This is a genomic window from Pseudomonas sp. FW305-25 (genome assembly GCF_017351415.1).
Lineage (GTDB): Bacteria > Pseudomonadota > Gammaproteobacteria > Pseudomonadales > Pseudomonadaceae > Aquipseudomonas > Aquipseudomonas chlororaphis.
Genome location: NZ_JACNDE010000013.1, coordinates 118,573 through 142,636 on the forward strand (window position 1 = coordinate 118,573; position 24,064 = coordinate 142,636).

Sequence of the window (24,064 nt, forward strand, 5' to 3'; positions counted from 1 at the left end):
TCCATTAGGGTTTTCCTGGTTCGGCAATGCAAAGGAAGCCGGTCTTAACCGGTCTTTGGCGGTGGCCTATCCTACTGATGGCTCCGACGGACCACCACTTCGAATCTATATTTTGCTAAAATGTTGTGGTTATTACTACATTTTCCCTTGAGTGATGCCTTGAAAAAAGGTATTTGTAGCTTAACTTGATAAAAGAACAAACATCATGCCTTCGATAACGGTTGAACCGTGCACCTTTGCCTTGTTCGGCGCGCTGGGCGATCTGGCGCTTCGCAAATTATTTCCTGCCCTCTACCAACTCGATGGCGCCGGCCTGCTGCATGACGACACGCGCATTCTGGCCCTGGCCCGCGAGCCGGGCAGCGAACAGCAGCACCTGTCATTCATTGAAGCGCAATTGCGCAAGTATGTAGGTGCCAAGGAGATCGACGCGGCAGTGCTGGAGCGCTTCCTGGCGCGCCTGACCTACCTGCACGTGGACTTCCTCAAGGCCGAGGATTACCAGGCCCTGGCCGAGCTGGCCGGGCGCGAGCAACGCCTGATCGCCTATTTCGCCACACCGGCGGCGGTGTACGGGGCGATCTGCGAGAACCTGTCGAAGGCTGGCCTGGCGGAAAACACCCGCGTGGTGCTGGAAAAGCCCATCGGTTCGGACCTGGAGTCGTCGCGCAAGGTCAACGACGCGGTGGCGCAGTTCTTCCCGGAGAACCGCATCTATCGCATCGACCACTACCTGGGCAAAGAGACGGTGCAGAACCTGATCGCCCTGCGTTTCGCCAACAGCCTGTTCGAGACCCAGTGGAACCAGAACTACATCTCCCACGTGGAAATCACCGTGGCCGAGAAGGTCGGCATCGAAGGCCGCTGGGGCTATTTCGACAAGGCCGGCCAGCTGCGTGACATGATCCAGAACCACCTGCTGCAACTGCTCTGCCTGATCGCCATGGACCCGCCCGCCGACCTCTCGGCCGACAGCATCCGTGATGAGAAGGTCAAGGTGCTCAAGGCCCTGGCGCCGATCAGCCCGGAAGGCCTGACCACCCAGGTGGTGCGTGGCCAGTACATCGCCGGGCACAGCGAAGGCAAGGCCGTGCCGGGGTATCTGGAGGAAGAGAATTCCAACACCCAGAGCGACACTGAAACCTTCGTCGCCCTGCGGGCCGATATCCGCAACTGGCGCTGGGCCGGGGTGCCGTTCTACCTGCGTACCGGCAAGCGCATGCCGCAGAAGCTGTCGCAGATCGTCATTCACTTCAAGGAGCCGTCGCACTACATCTTCGCCCCTGAGCAGCGCCTGCAGATCAGCAACAAGCTGATCATCCGCCTGCAGCCGGACGAAGGTATCTCCCTGCGAGTGATGACCAAGGAACAAGGCCTGGACAAGGGCATGCAACTGCGCAGCGGCCCGTTGCAGCTGAATTTTTCCGATACCTATCGCAGCGCGCGGATTCCCGATGCCTACGAGCGGTTGTTGCTGGAAGTGATGCGCGGCAATCAGAACCTGTTTGTCCGCAAAGATGAAATCGAAGCCGCGTGGAAGTGGTGCGACCAGTTGATCGCCGGTTGGAAGAAATCCGGCGATGCGCCCAAGCCGTATGCGGCCGGGTCGTGGGGGCCGATGAGCTCCATCGCACTGATCACGCGGGACGGGAGGTCGTGGTATGGCGATATCTAAATTGAAACTGCCCGCGGGCGTGCACGCCCACGAGTTCCATAGCCCGGCGCTGTTGGCCGAAGGCCTGGCGCTGAAGGTGGCCGGGCAACTGAGCCAGGCGATCCAGGTGCGCGGCGAAGCCACGCTGGTGGTGTCCGGCGGGCGCAGCCCGGTGGCGTTTTTCCAGCACCTGGCCAAGCAGCACCTGGACTGGTCCAAGGTGTTGATCACCCTGGCGGACGAGCGCTGGGTACCGGTGGAGCACGCCGACAGCAACGCCGGCCTGCTCAAGCGCTACCTGCTCCAAGGGCCGGCTGCCAAGGCGAAGTTCCTCAGCCTGTACAACGCCGCGGCGAACCTCGAACAGGCCGCGGTACAGGCCGATCGTCTGCTGGCCGAGTTGTCGGCCATCGACGTGCTGATCCTGGGCATGGGCGACGACGGTCACACCGCCTCGCTGTTCCCCAACAGCCCGAACCTGACCGAAGCCCTGCGGGCCGACGGCCAGCGGCGCTGCTGGCCGATGCTGGCGCCGAGCGTGCCCCATCAGCGCCTGAGCATGAGCCGCACCTTGCTGGCCACGGCCACGTACAGCGTGCTGTCGATTTCCGGTCAATCCAAATTGACCACCCTGAGTGCCGCACTGGCCGGTGACGATGTCGCCGCGATGCCGATTCGTGCCTTCCTGCAACCTCCGTTAGAGATTTACTGGTGCCCATGAGCCAAGGATCAGCCGCTATGACAATCCCACAACCGACCGTTTCCATGGCGGACAAAGTTGCCCTGATCGACAGCCTCTGCGCCAAGGCGCGGATTCTGCCGGTGATCACCATCGCCCGAGAACAGGACGTGTTGCCCCTGGCCGACGCCCTGGCCGCCGGTGGCCTGACCGCGCTGGAAGTGACCCTGCGCTCGCAGTTCGGCCTCAAGGCTATCCAGATCCTGCGCGAGCAGCGTCCGGAGCTGGTGACCGGCGCCGGTACCGTGCTCGATCGCCAGATGCTGGCCGCCGCCGAAGCCGCCGGTTCGCAGTTCATCGTCACCCCGGGCATTACCCGCGACCTGCTGGAAGCCAGCGTCGCCAGCCCGATCCCGCTGTTGCCGGGGATCAGCAATGCCTCCGGGATCATGGAGGGTTACAGCCTGGGCTATCGCCGCTTCAAGCTGTTCCCGGCGGAAGTCAGTGGTGGTGTGGCCGCGATCAAGGCCCTGGGTGGCCCGTTCGGCGAAGTGAAATTCTGCCCGACCGGCGGTGTCGGCCCGGCCAATATCAAGAGCTACATGGCGTTGAAGAACGTGATGTGCGTCGGCGGTAGCTGGATGCTCGATCCCGAGTGGATCAAGAACGGCGACTGGGCGCGGATCCAGGAGTGCACGGCCGAGGCCCTGGCGCTGCTGGACTGACAGCTTTCCTGCTTTTTTCAAAGATTCGTTGGTGTGTTCTACGGCTTTACGGTGCGCTTGGTCGGTGCACCGTTTTTTTTTGCCCGGAGAAAAGCTGCCTGGCGACGCCGGGTCTTCTGTAGGAGCGCAGCTTGCTCGCGATGACGCCGGGGCGGACAACGCAATCTGAATGGTCGCTACAGGTTACTGGGCCGCCAGTTCGTTCAATGCCTCGACCAGCATCTGGATATCCGCGCTCGGCGTGGTAAAGCCCGGTGTCACCCGGATACAGGGCCCGCAACGCGAACCGCTGCGCGCCACGGTGAACAGGTTGTATTCCTGGAGCAGCCGCTCGGCCATCGCCTGCTGGTCCGGCTGGCGGGTGAAGCGAAACGAGGTGATGCCGCAATACAGCCGTGGATCGTCCGGGGTCATGACTTCAATGCCGGGCAGGTCGCGCACCTGGCTCACCCACAGGTCGCGCAGGTAATTCAGGCGTGCGCCCTTGAGGGCCGAGCCGCCCATGCCGCGGTGCTCCTCGAACACCCGGGGCAAGGTCAGCCAGGCCGGAATGTTCGGCGTGCCATAAGGCGCCCGTGAGCGGATATCGTCCAGGGCATAACGTTGCTCGCCCATGTCCGGATCGATATCGGCCAGGCGTTGCGGGTCGATATAGACAAAACCCAGGCTCAGCGGCGCGCCAATCCACTTCTGCAGGTTATAGCCGGCGAACGCCACGCCCAGTTCACTGAGCTGGAAATCGACCTGGGCCAGGGCGTGGGCGCCGTCGAGGATGACGTCGATTCCCCGTTCGCGGGCATCCAGGGCGATGGCCTGGACCGGCAGTACCAGCCCGGTGCGGTGGGTGACGTGGGTCAGGGCCATCAGCTTCAGCCGAGGGTAGCGCTCGAAGGCCTCGCGATAGCTGCCCAGCAGGCTGTCGAAACTCGCCGGATGAGCATGCTCGATCTCGATGACCTCGACCCCGCGATGGCGCGCCAGCCAGCGCATGGCACCCTTGACGCTGTCGTATTCCAGGTCGCTGATCAGCACCTGATCGCCCGGCTGCAGGCGGTTGTAGTTGCGAATCAGCGATTGCAGCGCCTCCGAAGCGCTGCGGGTGAGGGCGATGGCCTGGCGGTCGACGCCAACCAATTCGGCCAATTGCTGTCGAATCTGCAAATTGCCGATCTGTTCGAAATGCTGGCGCACATGCACCGAGTTGCTGCGGTTCACGAAGTCGATCTGACGCTGGTATTCCTCGACCACGGCGCGGCTCATGCGCCCGAAATAGCCGTTTTCCAGGTTGATCGGCCCGGGTTCGACGTCATATCGGCGGGCAATCGCCAGCCAGTAATCTTCGTCGCGGGCGAGTTGGGCATTACATGGCATGGCGGTCTTCTTAATGACGGGGTTTGGGTTTGCCGTGTTTGGCGCGCAGCGGGTCCAGTAGATCGGAAAGGCCGTTGTGATCGATTTCCTGCATCAATGCCAACAGGCCGCCCAGCTCGCCGTGGGGGAAACCTTCGCGGGCGAACCAGTTCAGGTAGGGGCCGGGCAGGTCGGCGAGGATGCGGCCCTTGTACTTGCCGTAGGGCATTTCGCGGGTGACCAGAAGTTCAAGTTTTTCGGGATTCATGGCGGCTGTCTGTAGAGGTGACGAACACCTTGGAAAATACAGGCATTCTGCATGCAGGCCAAATGACAGATCATGCAAATAACGCGGATACAGAAAGCGGCAAAAAACTTAAATATTTGAAAAATAATGTAAAAATATTCATTCCAGGGCTGGCATGCAGGGTGCAACACCTATGACAACTCCCTCAACCTGGAAGGAATGAAAAATGACTGACATCAACAAAGAAGCGATTTCGATCCTCAACGACCTGATCGAAACCAGTAAGGACGGTCAGGAGGGGTTCAAGACCTGCGCAGAAGACATCAAGCATCCTGAGCTCAAAGCGCTGTTCGTCAAGCGCTCCGCCGATTGCGCCACCGCCGCGGCCGAATTGCAGGCCAGCGTGCGTTCCATGGGCGGCGATCCGCAGACCTCCACCAGCGTCAGTGGCGACCTGCACCGTCGTTGGGTCGACCTCAAGTCCCTGGTGACCGGCAAGGACGAAGAAGCGGTGCTCAACGAGGCCGAGCGCGGTGAAGACCATGCGCTGAAAGCCTACAAGGATGCGCTGGAGAAAATCAGCAAACACAACCTGATCGGCATTCGTGACCTGGTGGAGCGTCAGTACCATGGCGTACAGCGCAACCACGATCAGGTCAAAGCCTTGCGCAACCAGGCCCGCGCCCGTTCATAACGGGTCAAACCTGTCAAAAACGCCAGCCTGCCTGGCGTTTTTTTGTGCCTTGAAATTAATGCTGGACGACTGATAGTTAGCTAGCTAATAATTTGCGGGCGTCATCTCTCGCTCCAGTGCATCTATCGTTGTTTTGTCCTTCCCAGGGTTCTTTCCGTGCGTATCACTTTGCAGGCGTTGTTCGCCCCCAATCTTGCGGCCGTGCAGTTCGCGATCAAGACCGTGTTCGGTGCCGGGCTGGCGTTGTGGCTGGCCATGCGTTGGGGCCTGCAGCAGCCGTCCTGGGCCCTGATGACGGCGATCATCGTCGCCCAGCCGCTGTCCGGGATGGTCCTGCAAAAGGGCATGGCACGGCTGGTGGGGACTTTGGTGGGAACCTGCATGTCGGTGCTGTTCATGGGGCTGTTCGCCCAGACACCGTGGCTGTTCCTGCTGGCCCTGGCGCTGTGGCTGGGGCTGTGCACCGCCAGTTCGACCCTGCTGCGCAGCGCCTGGTCCTATTCCTTCGTGCTGGCCGGCTACACCGTGGCGATCATCGCCTTGCCGGCGATCTCCCATCCGTTGTCGATCTTCGACCAGGCCGTGGCGCGCTGCACGGAAATTTCCCTGGGCATTATCTGCGCCACCGCCAGCAGTGCCTTGCTCTGGCCGATGCGGGTCGAGCGGCAGTTGACCGCCCAGGCGCGCAGCGCCTGGCAAAGCGGGATGCAGGCGGCGCGGGCGACCCTGGCCGGCGATGCCCTGGCGCGCAAGGGCCTGCTGGAAATCCTCGGGCGCATCGTCGCCGTGGACTCCCAGCGCGAACATGCCTGGTTCGAAGGTCCGTCGGGGCGGCAGCGGGCGCGGGCGATCAGCGGCCTGAGCCAGAAGCTGCTGATGCTGCTGCGGATCTCCCGTTCGGTACGCCGGCAATGGAAGCAATTGGACCAGGCCGAGGCGCAGCAACTGGCGCCGTGGATGGAGCAAGTGCAGCAAGCCCTGGCGGCCATGGACAAACCGACCTTGCAGGCGTTGCGACCGCAGTTGCTGGACGCTTCCCATGACTCGGCGATCAGCTCGGCGCAAAGCTATTGCCTGGCCCGTTTCACCCTGTTGCTGGATACAGCCCTGGCCGCCGGCGAGGCGCTGCGGGCGGTGGAGGAGGGCAAGGCGCCGGTGGAGCAGCCCGCCACCCTGAGCCCCCATCGCGATCTATCGCTGGCGCTGCTGTTTGGCGCGCGCAGCGCCCTGGCTTTCCTCACCGTGGCCTGCTTCTGGCTGGCCACGGCCTGGCCGGCGGCCTCCGGGGCGATGCTGCTGACCTGCGTGGTGTGCGGCCTGTTCGCCAGTCGCGAAAACGGCGCGCAGATCGGTATGAGTTTCATGCGCGGCATCTTCCTGGCGATTCCGGCGGCCTTCATGGTCGGGCAGATCCTGCTGCCGCAGTGGAGCAGTTTCGCCCTGCTGGCGATGGCCATGGGCGTGCCGTTGTTTTTCGGCGCGCTGGGCATGGCCAAACCGCAGATCGGCGCCACGGCCACCTCGTTCTGCCTGCACTTCGTGGTGCTGATTTCACCGCAGAACCAGATGACGTTCGACGTGGCGAATTTCTTCAACAGCGCCCAGGCGATGGTGCTCGGCGTAGGCGCCGCGGTGTTGGCGTTTCACCTGCTGATCCTGCGCGACCCAGCCTGGCATGGGCGGCGCCTGCTGGCGGCGACGCTGCAGGATCTGGTGCGCTTGACCCGGCGCAATCTGCGCGGCGCGGAAAGCTGGTTCGGCGGGCGCATGGCCGATCGCCTGCTGCAACTGGCGCGGCATTACCCGGAATTGCCGGAACAGGCGCGCAGCCGCTGGGACGATGGCCTGCTGGGCCTGGATATCGGCGATGAACTGATGCATTTGCGGTTGAGCCTGGCGGTAGCCCAGGTGCCCGCGGATGCTTCGCAGCGAAGTTATTTCGAGCATCTGGAACAGGTGCTGGAACAAGGGCCGGCCGCCGGTCGCGGTGATGCGCTGGCCGACGCCAGCACGGTCTTGCTCGAGGCCCTGGGCAGCCAACCGCCGAGCGATGCGTTGAAGCTGGCCCAGGGCGCGGTGGTGCAGTTGCAGAAGAGCTGGCGCACCTGGTGCCGGCAGCAGGAGGAAAACCATGGGGCTGCGTGAGTGGTCGCTGGGCGGAGTGTTGCTCAGCCCGTTTCTGATTTATGTGGTGCTGGCGCTGGTGCTGACCGGGGTGTTGCGCATGCTGTTGCGCGCAACGCCACTGGGGCGCTGGATCTGGCACGAAGCACTGTTCGATGTGGCCTTGTACGTCTGCGTCCTGACGTTGGTCACTGTCGTACTCGGACCTTTATAAGGAGTTGTTCATGCGTGCCTCCGTGCGTATCGCTTTTACTTTGTGCCTGGTGGCTGCGGCGCTGTTTGCCGGCTTTCATCTGTGGCAGTACTACATGCTCACGCCCTGGACCCGGGATGCGCGGATTCGCGCCGACGTGGTGATAGTCGCCCCCGATGTGTCGGGCTGGGTGCGTGAACTCAAGGCCTATGACAACCAGGCGGTGAAGGCCGGCGACCTGTTGCTGAGCATCGACCGCGATCGCTTCGAGGCGGCGCTGGAAAAGGCCCAGGCGGTGGTGCAGACCCGCCAGCAGCAACTCAGCCTGAAAGAGCATGAAGCCAGCCGCCGGGCCAGCTTAGGCCCGCAGGCGATCAGCGCCGAGCTGCGGGAAAACGCGCAGATCAATGCCGGGGTGGCCCGTGGCGAGCTGCGCCAGGCCCAGGCCGACGCCAAGGTCGCCGAACTCAACCTGGCGCGCAGCCAGGTCCGCGCACCGCGCAGCGGGCACATCACCAACCTGCGCCTGGCCGAAGGCAACTATGTGAACGCCGGGCAATCGGTGATGGCCCTGATCGACGATTCGACTTTCTATGTGCAGGCCTATTTCGAGGAAACCAAACTGCCGCGGATCAAGGTCGGCGACCCGGTCAAGGTGTGGCTGATGAGTGCTGGAGAAGCCTTGCAGGGGCATGTGGAAAGCATCAGCCGCGGCATCACCGACCGCAACGCCACGCCGGACGGGCAACTGCTGGCGGAGGTGGAACCGACCTTCAACTGGGTGCGCCTGGCGCAGCGGATTCCGGTGCGCATCAGGCTCGACAAGGTGCCCGAAGGCGTCAACCTGAGCGCCGGGATGACAGCGAGCGTGCAGGTGGAGGAGGGGGGGCGCTAATCCCGCCTGTAGCCGCTGCCGAGCCTGCGAGGCTGCGCCAGCGGCTACAGGGCGGTTCAGCCGATATTGATGGCCGGCAAGGTCGGCAGGGTGACGGTCTGCTGTTTGCGTGGGGCGAGGATTTCGGCTTCGCCGTCCACCACCAGCTCATCGCGCTGGTTGAACACGCGGGTGGCGATACGCACGCGGAACTTCGGCAGTTTTTCGAGGATTTCCAGGCGCACGGTCAGGGTGTCGCCGATCTTCACTGGCTTCTGGAAGCTCATCTGCTGGCCGATATAGATGGTGCCCGGCCCAGGCAGCTCGCAGGCCACCGCGGCGCTGATCAGCGCACCGCTGAACATGCCATGGGCGATACGCTCCTTGAACATGCTGGCGGCGGCGAACTCGGCGTCCAGGTGCACCGGGTTGTGGTCGCCGGACATGGCGGCGAACAGCTGGATGTCACGCTCTTCCACATGCTTGCTGTAGCTGGCGGTCTGGCCGACTTCGAGGGCTTCGTACGGGGTGTTGGTAACCTGGGTCATCTCTCTCAAGTCCTGTGCTGAGCGTTGATTGGTATATCGATTTGAAACAGGGTCATTCAGTCTTCGGCGGTCGGCGATGCCGCAGGGCCTGGTCGAGCCAGGCCAGTACATCGGCAGTCACTTCGTCGCGGTTGCTTTCATTGAACAATTCGTGCCGTGCCTGCGGGTAGATAGTGAGCTGCAGGCACTGGCTGCCGGCCTCGCGCAGAGCACCGGCCAGATCCTTGAGACGTATGCCATTGCTCACCGGATCACATTCTCCGCCGATCACCAGCAATGGCAGGCCCGGATCGATTTGGGCCAGGTTGGAGGCCTTGCTGATTTGCTGCAGGCCGCCCAGCAGGTCGATCCACAGCTGGTTGCTGCAGCGAAAGCCGCAGAGCGGGTCGTGGGCGTATTTGTCGACTTCGTCGGGGTCGCGGCTGAGCCAGTCGAAGGCGGTGCGGTTGGGCTTGAAGGCCTTGTTGAACGAGCCGAAGGACAGCCATTCGATCAACGCGCTGCGTCCCAGGGGCCCCTGGCGCCAGCGTTCGAAGCGGGCGATCTGGCGGGCGGCGCGGTACAGCGCCACCGGCTGGAAATTCGAGCCGCTGAGGATCGCCCCGTCGAGGCTGGCGCTGTGGTGCAGCAGGTAAGCCTGGGCGATGTAGCTGCCCATGCTGTGGCCCAGCAGCACGATCGGGATTCCCGGGTGCTGCTGGCCGATGTGCTGGTTGAGGCTGGCCAGGTCGCCGACCACCTTGCACCAGCCGTCATCGTCGGCCAAGTGCCCGAGTACCCCGTGCTCGGCGGTCTTGCCGTGGCCGCGCAGGTCCAGCGCATAGACCCCGTAGCCTTCATTGCACAGCGCCTGTGCCAGCCTGGCGTAGCGCCCGCTGTGTTCGGCCATGCCGTGGGCCAGCAGGATCACGGCCTTGAGCGGGGCCGCCGGGAGCCACTGGTTGACGTAGAGCTGGCTGTGGTCGCTCGCGGTCAGCCAGAAAGAGTGGTGGATCATGGCGATTCCTTTGCACGGGGTCTTTGCACGGGGTCGTTGCATTGTATAGCTCATCGTCGCGGCCCCGTCCGATCCGCGCGCGCCATGGCGGCAAGATTCACGTTATCAATGACGCACCCGGCCTTATTTGCCCTATCCCTCATAGCTGCTAACGTCCGCAGAGCCCCGCCTTTCGTAGCGTCAGAGAAGCGGCCCGGACAACTCAGGTAACGAGGACAAGAACAATGCAGCCTGATTTCTGGAATGACAAACGCCCGGCCGGAGTGCCCACCGACATCGATCTGGGGGCCTACAAGTCGGTGATCGAGGTGTTCGAGCGTTCCTGCAAGAAATTCGCCGACCGCCCGGCCTTCAGCAACATGGGCGTGACCATGACCTACGCCGAGCTGGAGCGCTACAGCGCGGCCTTTGCCGGTTATCTGCAGAGCAGCACCGACCTGGTGCCGGGCGATCGTATCGCGGTGCAGATGCCCAATGTCCTGCATTACCCGATTGCCGTGTTCGGCGCCTTGCGCGCCGGGCTGATCGTGGTCAACACCAATCCGCTGTACACCACCCGGGAAATGCGCCACCAGTTCAAGGATTCCGGAGCGCGAGCCCTGGTGTACATGAACCTGTTCGGGCAGAAGGTCGAGCAAGTGCTGCCCGAGACCGATATCCAGTTCCTGATCGAGGCGAAGATGGGCGACCTGATGCCGTCCGCCAAGGGCTGGCTGGTCAATACCCTGGTCGACAAGGTCAAGAAGATGGTGCCGGCCTATCGCTTGCCCCAGGCCGTTTCCTTCAAGAGCGCGCTGCGCCTGGGCCGTGGCCAGCCGATCAAGCCTTTGAACGCCCGCCTGGACGACGTCGCCGTGCTGCAATACACCGGCGGCACCACCGGGCTGGCCAAGGGTGCGATGCTGACCCACGGCAATCTGGTGGCCAACATGCAGCAGGTCCGTGCCTGCCTCGAGCAACTGGGCCCGGATGGCCATCCGCTGCTGCACGAAGGCCAGGAGGTGATGATCGCGCCGTTGCCGCTGTACCACATCTATGCCTTCACCGCGAACTGCATGTGCATGATGGTCACCGGCAACCACAACGTGCTGATCACCAACCCGCGGGACATCGGCGGTTTCATCAAGGAGCTGAAGCAGTGGCGCTTCTCGGCGCTGCTGGGGCTGAACACGCTGTTCACCGCGCTGATGGATCATCCCGAGTTCAAGACCCTCGACTTCTCCAATCTCAAGTTCACCAACTCCGGGGGCACGGCGCTGGTCAAGGCCACCGCCGAGCGCTGGACGCAGGTGACCGGTTGCCGCATCACCGAAGGCTACGGCCTGACCGAAACCTCGCCCGTGGCCTGCACCAACCCTTACGGCGACCAGTCGCGCCTGGGCTCGGTGGGCTTGCCGGTGCCGGGCACGACCCTCAAGGTCATCGACGATGAGGGCGTCGAGCAGCCGCTGGGCGAGCGCGGCGAACTGTGCATCAAGGGGCCGCAGATCATGAAAGGCTACTGGCAGAAGCCGGAGGCCACCGAGGAGGTGCTGGATGCCGAGGGCTGGTTCAAGTCCGGCGATATCGCGGTGATCGATCCGGATGGCTTCGTGCGCATCGTCGATCGCAAGAAGGACATGATCATCGTCTCGGGTTTCAACGTGTACCCCAATGAAATCGAGGACGTGGTGATGGCCCACCCGAAAGTCGCCAACTGCGCGGTGATCGGCGTGCCGGACGAGCGTTCGGGGGAGGCGGTGAAGCTGTTCGTGGTGGCCCGCGAATCAGGGGTCAGCCTCGAAGAGCTGAAGGCCTACTGCAAGGAAAACTTCACTGGCTACAAGGTGCCGAAACACATCGTGTTGCGTGAGTCGTTACCGATGACACCGGTAGGCAAGATCCTGCGCCGGGAGTTGCGCGACATCGCTTGATGTTTCACCGCATGTAACAGTCCCGCGCTATAGCGCGGCTATCGCGAGCAAGCTCGCTCCTACAGGGAACCGTACATTTTCTGTAGGAGCGAGCTTGCTCGCGATGCTTTTGAAGAGACGAAAAGCCCATTCCAGAGCCTTGCATGGCCAGATAGAATTTTTACTCTAAAAGTGACCATTAAATATTCTTGAGTCACCAAAGTGACTGTTTAGGCCGATTTTGGCTCTAGGCGGCCTTTGGCAAAGCTGCTACTCTCGGCGCGCTTTGTGACTTCTCGGCCTATGTAGACAGCCAGACTCACCAACAATAGACATCAATAAAAAACACACACAAATAATAATCGCATCAAATGCGCTGACGAATTCGCGTTGCTGAGGAGTGGGCTTCCATGATCCAAGACTTTTGGAAGGATAAGTACCCAGCTGGGATTGCTGCCGATATCAATCCAGACGAGTATCCGAATATTCAGGCGGTGTTGAAGCAGTCCTGCCAACGTTTTGCCAACAAACCGGCCTTTAGCAACCTCGGCAAGACACTCACCTACGGTGAGCTGTACGAACTGTCCGGTGCTTTTGCCGCGTACCTGCAACAGCATACCGATTTGCAACCCGGCGATCGAATCGCCGTGCAATTGCCCAACGTCCTGCAGTACCCGGTCGCGGTATTCGGCGCCATCCGCGCCGGCCTGATCGTGGTCAACACCAACCCGCTGTACACCGCGCGGGAAATGGAACACCAGTTCAACGACTCCGGCGCCAAGGCCCTGGTCTGCCTGGCCAACATGGCGCACCTGGCCGAAGCCGTGGTGCCCAAGACCGGCGTCAAGCATGTGATCGTCACTGAAGTGGCGGACCTGCTGCCACCGCTCAAGCGCCTGCTGATCAACAGCGTCATCAAGTACGTGAAGAAGATGGTGCCGGCCTATCACCTGCCCAAGGCCGTCAAGTTCAACGACGTGCTGAGCCAGGGCCACGGCCAGCCGGTCAAGGACGCCAACCCGGCCAGCAGCGATGTCGCCGTGCTGCAATACACCGGCGGCACCACCGGCGTGGCCAAGGGCGCGATGCTGACCCACCGCAACCTGGTGTCGAACATGCTGCAGTGCAAGGCGCTGATGGGCTCCAACCTCAATGAGGGTTGCGAGATCCTGATCACCCCGCTGCCGCTGTACCACATCTATGCCTTCACCTTTCATTGCATGGCGATGATGCTGATCGGCAACCACAACATCCTGATCAGCAACCCGCGCGACCTGCCGGCGATGGTCAAGGAACTGTCGAAGTGGAAGTTCAGCGGTTTTGTCGGCCTCAACACCCTGTTCGTCGCCCTGTGCAACAACGAAGCCTTCCGCAAGCTGGATTTCTCGGCGCTGAAAGTCACCCTGTCCGGCGGCATGGCGCTGCAACTGGCGGCGGCCGAGCGTTGGAAAGACGTGACCGGTTGCCCGATCTGCGAAGGTTACGGCATGACCGAAACCAGCCCGGTGGCCACCGTCAACCCGATCCAGAACATCCAGATCGGCACCATCGGCATCCCGGTGCCGTCGACCCTGTGCCGGATCATCGACGACGCTGGCACCGAGCTGCCCCTGGGCGAAATCGGCGAGCTGTGCGTCAAGGGCCCGCAGGTCATGAAGGGCTACTGGCAGCGCCAGGACGCCACCGATGAGGTGATGAGCGACGGCTGGCTGAAGACCGGTGATATCGCGCTGATCCAGCCTGATGGCTACATCCGCATTGTCGATCGCAAGAAAGACATGATCCTGGTCTCCGGTTTCAACGTTTATCCGAACGAGCTGGAAGATGTGCTGGCGGGCCTGCCGGGCGTGTTGCAGTGCGCGGCGATCGGCGTGCCGGACGAGAAGTCGGGCGAGTCGATCAAGATCTTCATCGTCGCCAAGCCGGGCGTGACCCTGACCAAGGAGCAAGTGATGGAGCACATGCGCGCCAACGTCACCGGCTACAAGGTGCCCAAGGCCGTCGAGTTCCGCGATGCGCTGCCGACCACCAACGTCGGCAAGATCCTGCGTCGCGAATTGCGCGACGAAGAGCTGAAGAAGCTGGGCGTGAAGAAGTAACACGCCAGGCAAACAAAAAGCCCCGCATCCGCGGGGCTTTTTATTGGGCGCTATCGCCTCAATTCCCTGTAGGAGCGAGCTTGCTCGCGATTGCGTTCTTCCAGTCGCCATCTCAATGGCTGACAGACCGTAATCGCGAGCAAGCTCGCTCCTACAAGGGCCTGTTTACTGCTGGAACTGCGCGAAGTTCACGCCGGTGCCGGCGGGGCGTACGTCCTTGAGGAACGAGTCCTTGTCGGCGCTCAGTTCCAGGCTCAGGGCCGCCTTGCGCTTGCCGGCGTTGCGTACCACCAGGCCTTCGAGCTTCTCCCGCAGGAACAGGGTCGGCACTTTCAGGTGCAGCAACTGGTCGGTGCTTGGGGTGTACAGCAGCAGGTGGACCCATTCGTACTGCCCGATGGCCAGGCGGCCGACCGGCAGATCGAACCACCAGATATTGCGGCTGCGGCTCAGTTCCGCGAAGTGGCAGTTGTTGACGCCCAGCACCGCACCGCCCAGTTCCTGGTTCCGGCGGGCGATGGCCAGCTTTTTATCGAGTTTCATAACATTCCTACGGGATTGGATCTTCAGCGCAGTGCCTGAATACGTTGCGCATTCTCGTGGGTTGGTCGCCAAACATAAAGCGCAACCTGCGTGCGGCGGGCAAATAAGGCGATGAAATGCCCCGCTGAAAATAATTGAAACTCCGCGCAAGGGCCTTGGGTCAACCTCAGGGCAGGACCCCAAACCCTCGATTGTTCTACGGATCTATGGATCTACGGAGAAACACCATGGGCAGCACAGTGGACAAGGCAAAAGGCCTGGCCAACGAGGCCGTTGGTCATATCAAGCAAGGTGTCGGCAAAGCGACTGATAACGATCGGTTGGAAACCGAAGGCAAGATTCAGGAAAAGAAAGGCGAAGCGCAGCAAGCCCTCGGCAAGGCCAAGGATGCGTTGAAAAAGACCATCGACAAGGCCTGATTCACTGGCTCGCACTGCGACACGACGGCCATCCGCGGATGGCCGTTTTTACATCGGCCATGGCACCAAAACAGGACGAAACGGTTCAAAATCGCCAAACTAGGCTAGTTTGTTGTACAAAACGGCCCCTGAGTCGCCACCGACCCTGAATTCTTGCGGCGAAAGGAGACGCTATGTTCTTGCCGAATTTGAAAGGCCTGCCCCTGCATCGTGTGCTGGTGCGCACGGTCACTGAGTTCATCGACGATGAAATGTCGACCTACGCCTCGGCACTGGCCTATCAGATGCTGTTTTCGTTGTTCCCCTTCATCCTGTTCCTGATCGCCTTGATCGGTTTCCTGCACCTGCCGGACTTCTTCTCCTGGTTGCGCCTGCAATCGGAACTGGTGTTGCCGCCCCAGGCGCTGGAGCAGGTCAACCCGGTGATCGACCAGTTGCAGCAATCCAAGGGCGGCCTGCTGTCGGTGGGTATCGTGATTGCCCTGTATACCGCCTCGGCCGGCGTGCGGCTGATGATGAGCGCGATGAACGCCGCTTATGACGTGGTGGAAAAACGCCCGTTGTGGAAACGTTTTCCGCTGTCGATTTTCTACACCATTGGCATCGCCGGCATGCTCCTGGCGGCCGCGGCCTTGATGGTGCTCGGGCCGCAGGTGATGGGCTGGATCGCCGCGCAGGTTGGCCTGGAAGACTTTATCGTCACGGTCTGGACCATCCTGCGCTGGCCGGTGATCGTGATCCTGATGATGGTTGCCGTGGCACTGATCTACTACGTGATGCCCGACGTGAAGCAGGAGTTCCGCTTCATCACCCCGGGCTCGGTGCTGGCGGTGGTGGTGTGGATCATCGCCTCGTTGGGCTTCGCCTTCTACGTGAAGACCTTTGCCAACTACAACGCCATGTATGGCAGTATCGGAGCGATCATCGTCCTGCTGCTGTACTTCTATATTTCCTCGGCGGTGCTGTTGCTGGGGGCCGAGATGAATGCGGCGATCGAGCACATGTCGTCCGACGGCAAGAACCCTGGAGAAAGGGTGCCCGGCGAGCACGACGAACCCAAACAACACGTATCGGGACTGGGCCGGGACCACTCGCTCAAGCCGACCACTGACGAAGTCTGATCATGATCCGTGAAATCCTCAAAATGGGCGACGAGCGCCTGCTGCGCATCGCGCCACCGGTGCCGCCCGAGATGTTCGACAGCCCCGAGCTGTGGCAACTGATCGACGACATGTTCCAGACCATGGAAAGCGTCGGCGGGGTCGGCCTGGCCGCGCCGCAGATCGGCGTCGACCTGCAACTGGTGATCTTCGGTTTCGAGCACAGCGAGCGTTACCCGCAAGCCGAGGCCGTGCCGCAGACCATCCTGATCAATCCGCTGATCACGCCCCTGAGCCCGGTGCTGGAAGAAGGCTGGGAAGGCTGCCTGTCGGTGCCGGGGCTGCGCGGCGCGGTCGAGCGTTATCAGCACATTCGCTACGAAGGCGTCGATCCCAGGGGCGAACCAATCGTGCGCCTGGCCTCGGGTTTCCATGCGCGGGTGGTGCAGCATGAATGCGATCACCTGATCGGCCGCCTGTACCCGTCGCGGATCCGCGACTTCAGCAAATTCGGTTTTACCGAGGTGATGTTCCCCGACCTCGATCCCCACGCCGACGATTGAAACAGACAGCCAGAAGCGTCGGTTTCATGGACCAGCTGGAGGCCGGTTTGCCGCCGAGGCTGGCACGCGCTCCAGGGCCCGCGATCACACCCTGTCGCGGGTCGAGCTGACCAAAGGATCGATGCCCATGGCGATCAGGCTCTTGCTCCTGCGATAACGCTCCAGGCGATCCGCCAGGGCCTGGGGCAGGGCGGGGGCGGGGGCAAAGCCCATGCGTTCGTACAGGGCTTGCAGGTCCGGATGACAAAACAGCCACAGCGGCCCCGGCAGCTGCGCGCGTGCCCGTTCGACCAGCATCGCGGCAATGCCCTGGCCGCGATGGGCCGGGTCGACGAACAGCCCGGTCAGCCAGTGGCCCTGGGCGATGGGCGTGAGGTTCAGCCCGGCAATGATCGCTCCCCGTTTCGCCACCCATGATTGCCCTTCCCCGGCTGCGCGCATTGGCGAGTTGTGGGCGCGATAGAACTTGTTCAGCAGCGGTCGCAGGGTGTCGGCAAGCAGCAGGTATTGGGTGTCGGGCATGGGTTTTCGCAGGGTGGGCCGGGGCGGTGATTATAAAAGTACGAAGTGCGCGGGATAGGTGTATACCAGATGAACGATCCCCTGCGAGTGGAGTGTGCATCATGTCCAAAGGTATGAATGCCAAAAAGACGGCGAAGAAAAAACCCAGCCGGACCGCCGATGAAAAGCGCGCGGACAAGAAAGCCAAGAAGATCGAGCACAATATTTTCGGTCATTGATCCCCTGCGAAGCCCGCCCCGCGGGCTTCCTTGTTTTTGCTTCTAAGTAAATAACCCATCGATCTGCAAGTTTTCCCCTTCTCGTTGCACAGAACAGCAAGACGCCGAAGGTTCGCCCCTCGGCCAGCCCCTGTCCTGAGTAGCGCCATGGCCCATTACTTTGATCCGCTGCACCGCGAACAAATCGACACCCTGCGCCAGAGCTTCAGCGCTCGCACCGAATGGCCCACCTGGCTGTTGCTGGTCGGCACCAGCGCCAGCTGGTTCGCCGTGCTGCTGGCCAGCCCGCTGATGGGGCTGTGGCCCAGTACCTTGTTGCTGATTCCGATCCTGGTGCTGTGGCTGTCGGTGCAGCATGAGCTGCTGCACGGCCATCCCACGCGCTGGCTGTGGCTGAACAAGCTGCTGGGTTATGCGCCGTTTGCCGTCTGGTACCCCTATACCCTGTACCGCGACAGCCATCTGCAGCATCACCGTGACGAAGACCTGACCCTGCCCGGTCGCGACCCGGAGAGCCGTTACCTGAGCCAGCGGCAATGGCACAGCCGTTCGCCGTTCGAGCAGGGCCTGCACTGGTTGAACAAGACGCTGCTGGGGCGGCTGCTGCTCGGCGCGCCCCTGGCCTTGCTGGCGCTGGCGCGGGAGGAAGGGGCGCGCCTGCGCCAGGGGCAACGCCAGGCCTGGCTGATGTGGCTGACCCATGGTGCGCTGACCCTGCTGATGCTGGCCTTTATTGCCCGCTACAGTGTGTTGCCGGTCTGGCATTACCTGCTGCTGGTGAGCGTGCCGGCGCTGTCGGTGGCGATGGTCCGCTCCTACTACGAACACCGCCCCCATGCCCGGGTGGAGCAGCGCACGGTGCTCAACGAAGCGGCGTGGCCCTGGAGCTGGCTGTTCCTGCACCTCAACCTGCACCTGGTGCACCATGATTTGCCCGGGCTGCCGTGGTATTGCCTGCCACGGGCCTATCGGCAGCGCCGCGAACAATGGCAGGCGCGCAGCGGCGGCTTTGTGGTGCAGGGGTATGGCGAGCTGTTGCGGCGCCATGCCCTCAAGCCGATCGATAGCCCGGAACATCCCTTCGCCCTGTAGTCGTGCCCGAAGAGCCTGAACCATGACCGCTTGTTATGCCGAACTGCTGATGTACGTCGCCCCCGAGCCGGTGCGCCAGGCCAATGAGCAGTGGCTGGCGGCGATCCTGCAGCGCCTCGAAGGTGACCGGCTCGATGCCCGGGAGCTGGACCTGATGCAGCTGTGGCTGTCGCCGCGCCTGCTGCTGACCCAGACCTGCGGTTACCCGCTGATGACCGCCCTGCGCGGCCAGGTCCGGGTCATCGGCCGGCCGCGTTACGAACTGCCGGACAGCACCGCCGGCAATCATTGCAGCCTGCTGCTCGGTCGCGACGACGACCTGCGCCGGACCTTGCAGGCTCTGCGAGGCAGTCGCGGGGTGATCAACGGCGAAGACTCCAACAGCGGCATGAACCTGCTGCGCCAGCGCCTCGCGCCGCTGCAGCGCGACGGCCGGTTTTTCGCCAGTGTCGGCATCAGCGGCAGCCACCGGGAAAGCCTGCGCTGGCTGCGCGAAGGATGGGCCGACCTGGCCGCCATCGACAGCGTGACCTTCGCCTACCTGGTGCGTTATGCCGAGGAGGAGGTGGCCGGCCTGCGGGTGATCGCCCGCAGCGCCTTCAGCCCGACCCTGCCCTATATCGGGGTGGCCGGCCTTGGCGAGGAACAGGCCGAAGGCATTCGCGCGGCGATGAACCAGGCGCTGGTGGCACTGCCCGCGGTGGCCGAAACCTTGGGGCTGCGCGAGGTGCTGCCGGCCACCGAGGCGGACTACCAGATCCTGCTCGACTATCAGCGCGAAGCTGAAGAACTGGGTTACGCGCGGCTACGTTGATGCGTCCCAGGAGGGCGGCTTGGCCGGTAAAAAGGCATCAGGCGCGGCCTTTCTTTTAATTCCATAAAATTCTATAAAAATGAAATTTAAATATTATTAAAGAATAAGCCTTCCTTGTTAGGATCGCCGCACCGGAACACCGGACATACCGCGCAACCTTCTTCATTGGAGCCACTATGTCCGGCGCCGACACCACTCACAGCGACTATGTGGGCGGCCTGTTCCGCAGTCATTACGACTGGCTGTGCAGCCGCCTGCGTTACCACCTGCACCACTCCCTGGATGCCAGCGCCGAAGACATTGCCGCCGATACCTTCGTCCAGCTGTTGAGCAGGCCCGAAGTACTGCCGATCCGTCAGCCACGGGCCCTGCTGACCACCATTTCGCAGCGCCTGGTGTACCAGCTGTGGCGCCGCCGCGACCTGGAGCGGGCCTACCTCGATGCCTTGCAGCATGACGAGGAAACCGTGCAGCCCTCGCCCCAGGACCTGGCGCAGATGCTTGAGGCGCTAGAAGCCATCGACCGCCTGCTCGACGGCCTGCCGGCCAAGGTCAGGGCGACCTTCCTGCTGTCCCAGGTCAACGGCCTGACCTACCCGCAGATCGCCGAGCAACTGGGCATTTCGCAACGTTCGGTCAGCGACTACATGACCCGGGCCGCCCAGCGCTGTCTGCGCCTGAGCCTGGAATGACATGAGCCGCGAACCGAGTCGGGAACAGCTGATCGACGATGCCACCCGCTGGTGGGTGCTGATGAATTCGGGGCAGGCCAGCGAGGCCGAGCGTCGTGCCTACCAGCGCTGGCGCGACGCGGACCCGCGGCACGAGCAGCTGTGTCGCCAGCTGGAAACCCGCCTTGGGGTGTTCCAGGTGCCGATTGCCCAGGGCGTCGATGGCGAGCTGTTGCAGCGGGCGCTGAACGTGCCGAGCAGTCGGCGCAAGGTGCTGCAGCGGGCCTTGCTCGGCGCCGGGGTGGTCCTGGGCGCCGGTGCGCTGGTCAGCCAGCGTGGCCTGCCTTTGGCCGAGCTGACCGCGGACCTGCACACCGGCACCGGCCAGCGCCAGTCGCTGACCCTGCCGGACGGCAGCGAGTTGCGCCTGAATGCCCGGAGCGCGGCGAACATCGATTTCGATCGCCAGCGTCGGGTAGTGCATTTGCTGGACGGCGAAGTGCTGCTGAACCTGGCCAGCGATCCGGCCCGACCGTTTTTCATCCACACCGCGCAGGCGCGGATCCAGGCCACGGGCAACCGCTTATTGGTGCGCGAACGCGATGGCCAGGGGCATGCCACGGCCCTCAACGGCCCCTTGGACATCGCCGCGGGCGGTGGCGAGCGCCTGCAATTGCCCGGCGGCCATGAGGTGGCCTACGACGCCTTGCATTTCGGCCCGGTGCGCCCAGGCCGTGGCAGTGCCACGGCCTGGGTCGACGGCTTGCTGGAGCTGCGCGACACGCCGCTGTCGGAGGTGGTCGAGGCACTGCGCCCGTATCGACGCGGGGTGTTGCGCCTGGATCCGGCCATCGCCGGGTTGCGGGTCAGTGGCCTGTTCCGCCTGGACAACCCGCAACAGATCCTCGACAGCCTGGCCCGTACCTTGCCGATCCGCGTCACCCGCCATACCGAGCTGTGGGTGACCCTGAGTGCCACCTGAACCTGCTTCTGTAGGAGCGAGGCTGGCCCGCGATGGCGGTTTCCCTGGCCCACCGCGTTGGCGGCATCGCGCAAGCTGCTCTCCAGCAGAAGCACTGGCCTGCGCCGCTAACCTGCGTTTGTAGGAGCGAGGCTTGCCCGCGATGGCGGTTTTCCTGGCCCACCGCATTGGCTGCATCGCGCGCAAGCTGCGCTCCTACAGAAGCATTGGCCTGCGCCGCTTGCGGTGGTTCTAAGGCCATAACCAAACGATCTGCAAGTTTTCCCCCGGCCGTTGCACATCACTCCCGTAAACGCTGCGGGGAGCAGCGTTGTTGGATGCTTTTGGGGGAGAGAGTCATGTTGCCTATATCCACAACCGTGCAGCGTCGTTCGCGCCTGGCCTTGGCCATCGGCCCCTTGGCCGCGGTGTTTTTCACGGGCGCCCAGGGGGCCGAAGCCGCCCGGCAGCAATATCACCTGGCACCCGGTCCGCTGGACGAGGTGCTGCTGAGCATCAGCCGGCAAAGCGGCCAGGTGATTTCCTTTACCCCGCAGCTGGGCAATTACTCGTCGGCCACGGTCGACGGTTCGTTGTCCGCCGAGCAGGCAGTGGCGGCCGCCTTGCGCGGCACCGGCCTGCAACTGCAAGTCAGCCCGGATGGCGCGTTCATCATCAAGGAAGGCCCGCAGCCGGCGAGCGCGGCTGGCAGCAGGGCCAAGGCCCAGGCCAGCGAAGCCGCGGCGCCGACCCTCGACCGGGTGGTGGCCATCGGCACCCGGCGCAGCGACGCCACGGCCCTGACCAGCGCGGCGCCGGTGGACGTGATCAACAGCGAAGAGCTGGTGCAGACCGGCGCCACCAGCCTCAACCAGGCGCTGTTCCAGCTGCTGCCGTCGTTCAACTTTCCGCAGAACCAGAGCGCCACCCGCGGGCAGAACCCCAAGGGCGCTTCCCTGCGCGGGCTGTCGCCGGACCAGACCCTGGTGCTGATCAACGGCAAGCGCCGGCATGCCTCGGCGGTGGTCAACATCTCCGGCGGCGTGCCGTTCATTGGCGCGCAGCCGGTGGACCTGGACATGATCCCCATCAGCGCCATCGACCATGTCGAAGTGCTGCGCGACGGCGCCTCGGCGCAGTACGGTTCCGACGCGGTGGCCGGGGTGGTCAATATCGTGCTCAAGGAACGTGACAGCGGCGGCCAGCTCAACAGCCAATTGGGCCAGTACGCCCAGGGCGACGGCTTCAGCAAGAGCGCCGATGGTTGGTATGGCCTGGGCCTGCCGGGGGATGGTTTCCTGACCCTGAGCTTCAACGGGCTGAACAACAAGCCCACCGACATCGGCGACAAATATGAAGCCGGCGGCCAGTTGCAGGACCCGCGCTGGGGCGGCGCCAGTCGCGACAAATACAACCTGGCGGCCAACGCCGAAGTCGGCCTCAGCGATCAATGGCGGCTCTACAGCTTTGCCACCTTCGGCCAGGACAAGTCGGTCAATAACACGCCGCCGCTGCTGGCCAGCAACCCCAACAACGTCGCCTCGATCTACCCCAACGGCACCATTCCCAAGTACCGCTACCGCTATGAGGATGGCGCGCTGACCGTGGGCAGCCGCTACGAGGACGAGCGCATCGGGCGCTTCGACCTCAGCGCCACCTACGGCCGCGACAAGCACGACGAACTGGCCTTCAACACGGTCAACCCGAGCTACGGCGCCAACAGCCCGACCAAGTTCGACGTGGCGACGCTGGTCAACGAACAGACCAACCTGACCCTGGATTACGCCAAGGACCTGGACGTCGCCTGGTCGGAGCATCCGCTCACCGTCTCGGCGGGGGTGGCCTATCGCGACGAGCAGTACCGGCTGGAGGAGGGCGACTATGCCTCCTATTCCTTCGGCGGCATCGATGGCGTGCAGGTCGGCGCGGTGCAGGCATCCGGCCTGACCCCGGACGATGCCGGGACCTACAAGCGGCATGTCGGCGGGGTGTATTTCGGCCTGGAAAACCAGGTCACCGACAAGTTCCAGCTCGGCCTTGCCGGGCGCACCGAGCACTATTCCGACTTCGGCTCGGCCACCACCGGCAAGCTCTCGGCGCGCTACGACTTCACCCCGCAGGTAGGCTTGCGGGCCACGGTCAACAACGCCTATCGCGCGCCGACCCTGGGGCAGATCGGCACTTCCTGGACCACCACCACCAACGTCGATATCAACGGCAACCCGGTGCTGACCCGCATGCTCCCGGCCGACCACCCGGCAGCCCGCGCCCTGGGCGCGCAGTCGCTGAAGCCGGAGAAGTCCACCAACTATTCCCTGGGCCTGGTGCTGCGGCCGAGCGAGCAGGCGTCGCTGACCATCGACGCCTACCAGATCTCCATCCGCGACCGCCTGCTCTACAGCGGCGGGATTTCCGGGCCGGACGCCGAGCGGATTCTCAGCGAGGCCGGGTTCGGCCAGTACACCTGGGCGCAGTTCATGACCAACGCCGCCGACACCCGCACCCGCGGCGTCGACATCGTCGGCAAGTACAACCTCGACCTGCAACGCTACGGCGCCCTGAGCCTGTCGGCCGGCTACACCAAGGCGCGCACCACCATCGAGAAGATCCATTCCAACCCGTTCGGCTTCGACGTGCTGACCCGCGAAGCCCAGGGTTTCCTCGAACATGGCTACCCCGAGGACAAGCTGGTGCTGGGGGCGATCCATCGCTACGGCCCCTGGACCATCGCGCTGTCCGAGACCCGCTACGGCGAGTACCGCAAATACGCGGCGTCGGCGGCCAACGCGCAGTACGACCAGACCTTCTCCGCGCAGTGGAACACCGACCTGGACGTCAACTACGCCTTCACCCGGCAACTGCGCCTGTCGGTGGGCGCCAACAACCTGTTCGACAGCAAGCCCGACGACTTCAACAGCCGCCTGCGCCAGACCCCGGGGCAGCAGTACAGCTACCTGTCGCCGTCGGCGCCGGAGGGGGCGTTCTATTACACCAAGCTCAGCTACGACTTTTAACCCTGTAGCCGCTGCAGAAGGCTGCGCCAAGGTCCGCAGGACCTTCCCGGCGGTCTTGAAACCCACGAACA

General features: G+C 63.2%; 23 protein-coding genes. 17 read left to right on the forward strand and 6 right to left on the reverse strand.

Annotated elements, in window-relative coordinates; translation table 11 throughout:
* The first annotated feature begins 205 nt into the window (after positions 1-205).
* Genes zwf through J4E58_RS15000 form a run of 3 tightly spaced genes read left to right on the forward strand, consistent with a single transcriptional unit; the run spans position 206 to position 3,058 of the window.
* A complete protein-coding gene (gene zwf / locus J4E58_RS14990; protein ID WP_007921955.1) occupies positions 206-1,675 on the forward strand; it encodes a glucose-6-phosphate dehydrogenase in 1,470 nt (489 codons plus the stop codon).
* On the forward strand, positions 1,662-2,375 hold the full coding sequence (pgl, locus tag J4E58_RS14995) for a 6-phosphogluconolactonase (protein ID WP_087090314.1): 714 nt from the start codon (positions 1,662-1,664) through the stop codon (positions 2,373-2,375). The genes zwf and pgl overlap by 14 nt, the downstream gene beginning before the upstream one ends.
* Before the next feature lie 17 nt (positions 2,376-2,392).
* Positions 2,393-3,058: a bifunctional 4-hydroxy-2-oxoglutarate aldolase/2-dehydro-3-deoxy-phosphogluconate aldolase gene (locus J4E58_RS15000; RefSeq protein ID WP_007921959.1), complete on the forward strand. Its 666-nt coding sequence runs from the start codon at positions 2,393-2,395 to the stop codon at positions 3,056-3,058.
* A 183-nt stretch (positions 3,059-3,241) separates the two neighbouring features.
* Here J4E58_RS15000 and J4E58_RS15005 read toward each other — a convergent pair whose 3' ends face one another.
* Positions 3,242-4,429: an aminotransferase class V-fold PLP-dependent enzyme gene (locus J4E58_RS15005; protein WP_087090316.1), complete on the reverse strand. Its 1,188-nt coding sequence runs from the start codon at positions 4,427-4,429 to the stop codon at positions 3,242-3,244.
* A gap of 10 nt (positions 4,430-4,439) precedes the next feature.
* Positions 4,440-4,676, reverse strand: coding sequence for a DUF3820 family protein (locus tag J4E58_RS15010; protein ID WP_007925076.1), 237 nt, complete (start codon positions 4,674-4,676; stop codon positions 4,440-4,442).
* A gap of 205 nt (positions 4,677-4,881) precedes the next feature.
* Between J4E58_RS15010 and J4E58_RS15015 the strand changes: the two genes are divergently transcribed.
* The 4 genes from J4E58_RS15015 to J4E58_RS15030 all read left to right on the forward strand — a co-directional run bounded on the left by J4E58_RS15015 (position 4,882) and on the right by J4E58_RS15030 (position 8,561).
* Positions 4,882-5,349 (forward strand): PA2169 family four-helix-bundle protein, encoded by a 468-nt coding sequence (locus J4E58_RS15015; protein WP_087090318.1) that lies wholly within the window; start codon positions 4,882-4,884, stop codon positions 5,347-5,349.
* Between the two features lie 156 nt (positions 5,350-5,505).
* A complete protein-coding gene (locus tag J4E58_RS15020) occupies positions 5,506-7,494 on the forward strand; it encodes an FUSC family protein (RefSeq protein ID WP_087090320.1) in 1,989 nt (662 codons plus the stop codon).
* Positions 7,481-7,687: a DUF1656 domain-containing protein gene (locus tag J4E58_RS15025; RefSeq protein ID WP_007925079.1), complete on the forward strand. Its 207-nt coding sequence runs from the start codon at positions 7,481-7,483 to the stop codon at positions 7,685-7,687. Before J4E58_RS15020 ends, J4E58_RS15025 begins: the two co-directional genes overlap by 14 nt.
* Before the next feature lie 10 nt (positions 7,688-7,697).
* Entirely contained in the window at positions 7,698-8,561 is an 864-nt protein-coding gene (locus J4E58_RS15030; protein ID WP_053262350.1) for an HlyD family secretion protein, read from the forward strand.
* Between the two features lie 56 nt (positions 8,562-8,617).
* On the opposite strand, the gene J4E58_RS15035 is transcribed toward J4E58_RS15030, so the two are convergent.
* Positions 8,618-9,088: a MaoC family dehydratase gene (locus J4E58_RS15035; protein WP_007925083.1), complete on the reverse strand. Its 471-nt coding sequence runs from the start codon at positions 9,086-9,088 to the stop codon at positions 8,618-8,620.
* 52 nt (positions 9,089-9,140) lie between these two features.
* Positions 9,141-10,085 carry an alpha/beta hydrolase gene (locus J4E58_RS15040; RefSeq protein WP_087090322.1) on the reverse strand — a complete coding sequence of 315 codons (945 nt, stop codon included), beginning with the start codon at positions 10,083-10,085 and terminating at the stop codon, positions 9,141-9,143.
* Positions 10,086-10,309: 224 nt separating this feature from the next.
* Between J4E58_RS15040 and fadD2 the strand changes: the two genes are divergently transcribed.
* The gene (gene fadD2, locus J4E58_RS15045) at positions 10,310-11,998 is read left to right on the forward strand and encodes a long-chain-fatty-acid--CoA ligase FadD2 (RefSeq protein ID WP_087090324.1); all 1,689 of its coding nucleotides are present in this window, start codon (positions 10,310-10,312) and stop codon (positions 11,996-11,998) included.
* A 389-nt stretch (positions 11,999-12,387) separates the two neighbouring features.
* Positions 12,388-14,076: a long-chain-fatty-acid--CoA ligase FadD1 gene (gene fadD1, locus J4E58_RS15050; protein ID WP_009045218.1), complete on the forward strand. Its 1,689-nt coding sequence runs from the start codon at positions 12,388-12,390 to the stop codon at positions 14,074-14,076.
* Between the two features lie 165 nt (positions 14,077-14,241).
* Here the strand turns inward: fadD1 and J4E58_RS15055 are convergent, their stop codons facing one another.
* A complete protein-coding gene (locus J4E58_RS15055) occupies positions 14,242-14,619 on the reverse strand; it encodes a hypothetical protein (protein WP_007925090.1) in 378 nt (125 codons plus the stop codon).
* Positions 14,620-14,846: 227 nt separating this feature from the next.
* Between J4E58_RS15055 and J4E58_RS15060 the strand changes: the two genes are divergently transcribed.
* The 3 genes from J4E58_RS15060 to def all read left to right on the forward strand — a co-directional run bounded on the left by J4E58_RS15060 (position 14,847) and on the right by def (position 16,701).
* Positions 14,847-15,038 (forward strand): CsbD family protein, encoded by a 192-nt coding sequence (locus J4E58_RS15060; RefSeq protein WP_087090326.1) that lies wholly within the window; start codon positions 14,847-14,849, stop codon positions 15,036-15,038.
* Between the two features lie 173 nt (positions 15,039-15,211).
* Positions 15,212-16,159, forward strand: a complete 948-nt coding sequence (locus J4E58_RS15065) for a YihY/virulence factor BrkB family protein (RefSeq protein ID WP_007925094.1) — start codon at positions 15,212-15,214, stop codon at positions 16,157-16,159.
* A 2-nt stretch (positions 16,160-16,161) separates the two neighbouring features.
* Positions 16,162-16,701 carry a peptide deformylase gene (gene def / locus J4E58_RS15070; protein WP_009045216.1) on the forward strand — a complete coding sequence of 180 codons (540 nt, stop codon included), beginning with the start codon at positions 16,162-16,164 and terminating at the stop codon, positions 16,699-16,701.
* 84 nt (positions 16,702-16,785) lie between these two features.
* On the opposite strand, the gene J4E58_RS15075 is transcribed toward def, so the two are convergent.
* Positions 16,786-17,223, reverse strand: a complete 438-nt coding sequence (locus J4E58_RS15075) for a GNAT family N-acetyltransferase (protein ID WP_087090328.1) — start codon at positions 17,221-17,223, stop codon at positions 16,786-16,788.
* Positions 17,224-17,588: 365 nt separating this feature from the next.
* Between J4E58_RS15075 and J4E58_RS15080 the strand changes: the two genes are divergently transcribed.
* The 5 genes from J4E58_RS15080 to J4E58_RS15100 all read left to right on the forward strand — a co-directional run bounded on the left by J4E58_RS15080 (position 17,589) and on the right by J4E58_RS15100 (position 23,993).
* A complete protein-coding gene (locus tag J4E58_RS15080; protein ID WP_087090330.1) occupies positions 17,589-18,533 on the forward strand; it encodes a fatty acid desaturase in 945 nt (314 codons plus the stop codon).
* A 22-nt stretch (positions 18,534-18,555) separates the two neighbouring features.
* On the forward strand, positions 18,556-19,347 hold the full coding sequence (locus J4E58_RS15085) for a phosphate/phosphite/phosphonate ABC transporter substrate-binding protein (RefSeq protein WP_087090332.1): 792 nt from the start codon (positions 18,556-18,558) through the stop codon (positions 19,345-19,347).
* A gap of 176 nt (positions 19,348-19,523) precedes the next feature.
* On the forward strand, positions 19,524-20,039 hold the full coding sequence (locus J4E58_RS15090) for a sigma-70 family RNA polymerase sigma factor (protein ID WP_007925101.1): 516 nt from the start codon (positions 19,524-19,526) through the stop codon (positions 20,037-20,039).
* Between the two features lies 1 nt (position 20,040).
* The gene (locus J4E58_RS15095; RefSeq protein WP_087090334.1) at positions 20,041-21,000 is read left to right on the forward strand and encodes a FecR domain-containing protein; all 960 of its coding nucleotides are present in this window, start codon (positions 20,041-20,043) and stop codon (positions 20,998-21,000) included.
* Positions 21,001-21,338: 338 nt separating this feature from the next.
* Positions 21,339-23,993, forward strand: coding sequence for a TonB-dependent siderophore receptor (locus J4E58_RS15100; RefSeq protein ID WP_087090336.1), 2,655 nt, complete (start codon positions 21,339-21,341; stop codon positions 23,991-23,993).
* Positions 23,994-24,064 lie beyond the last annotated feature (71 nt).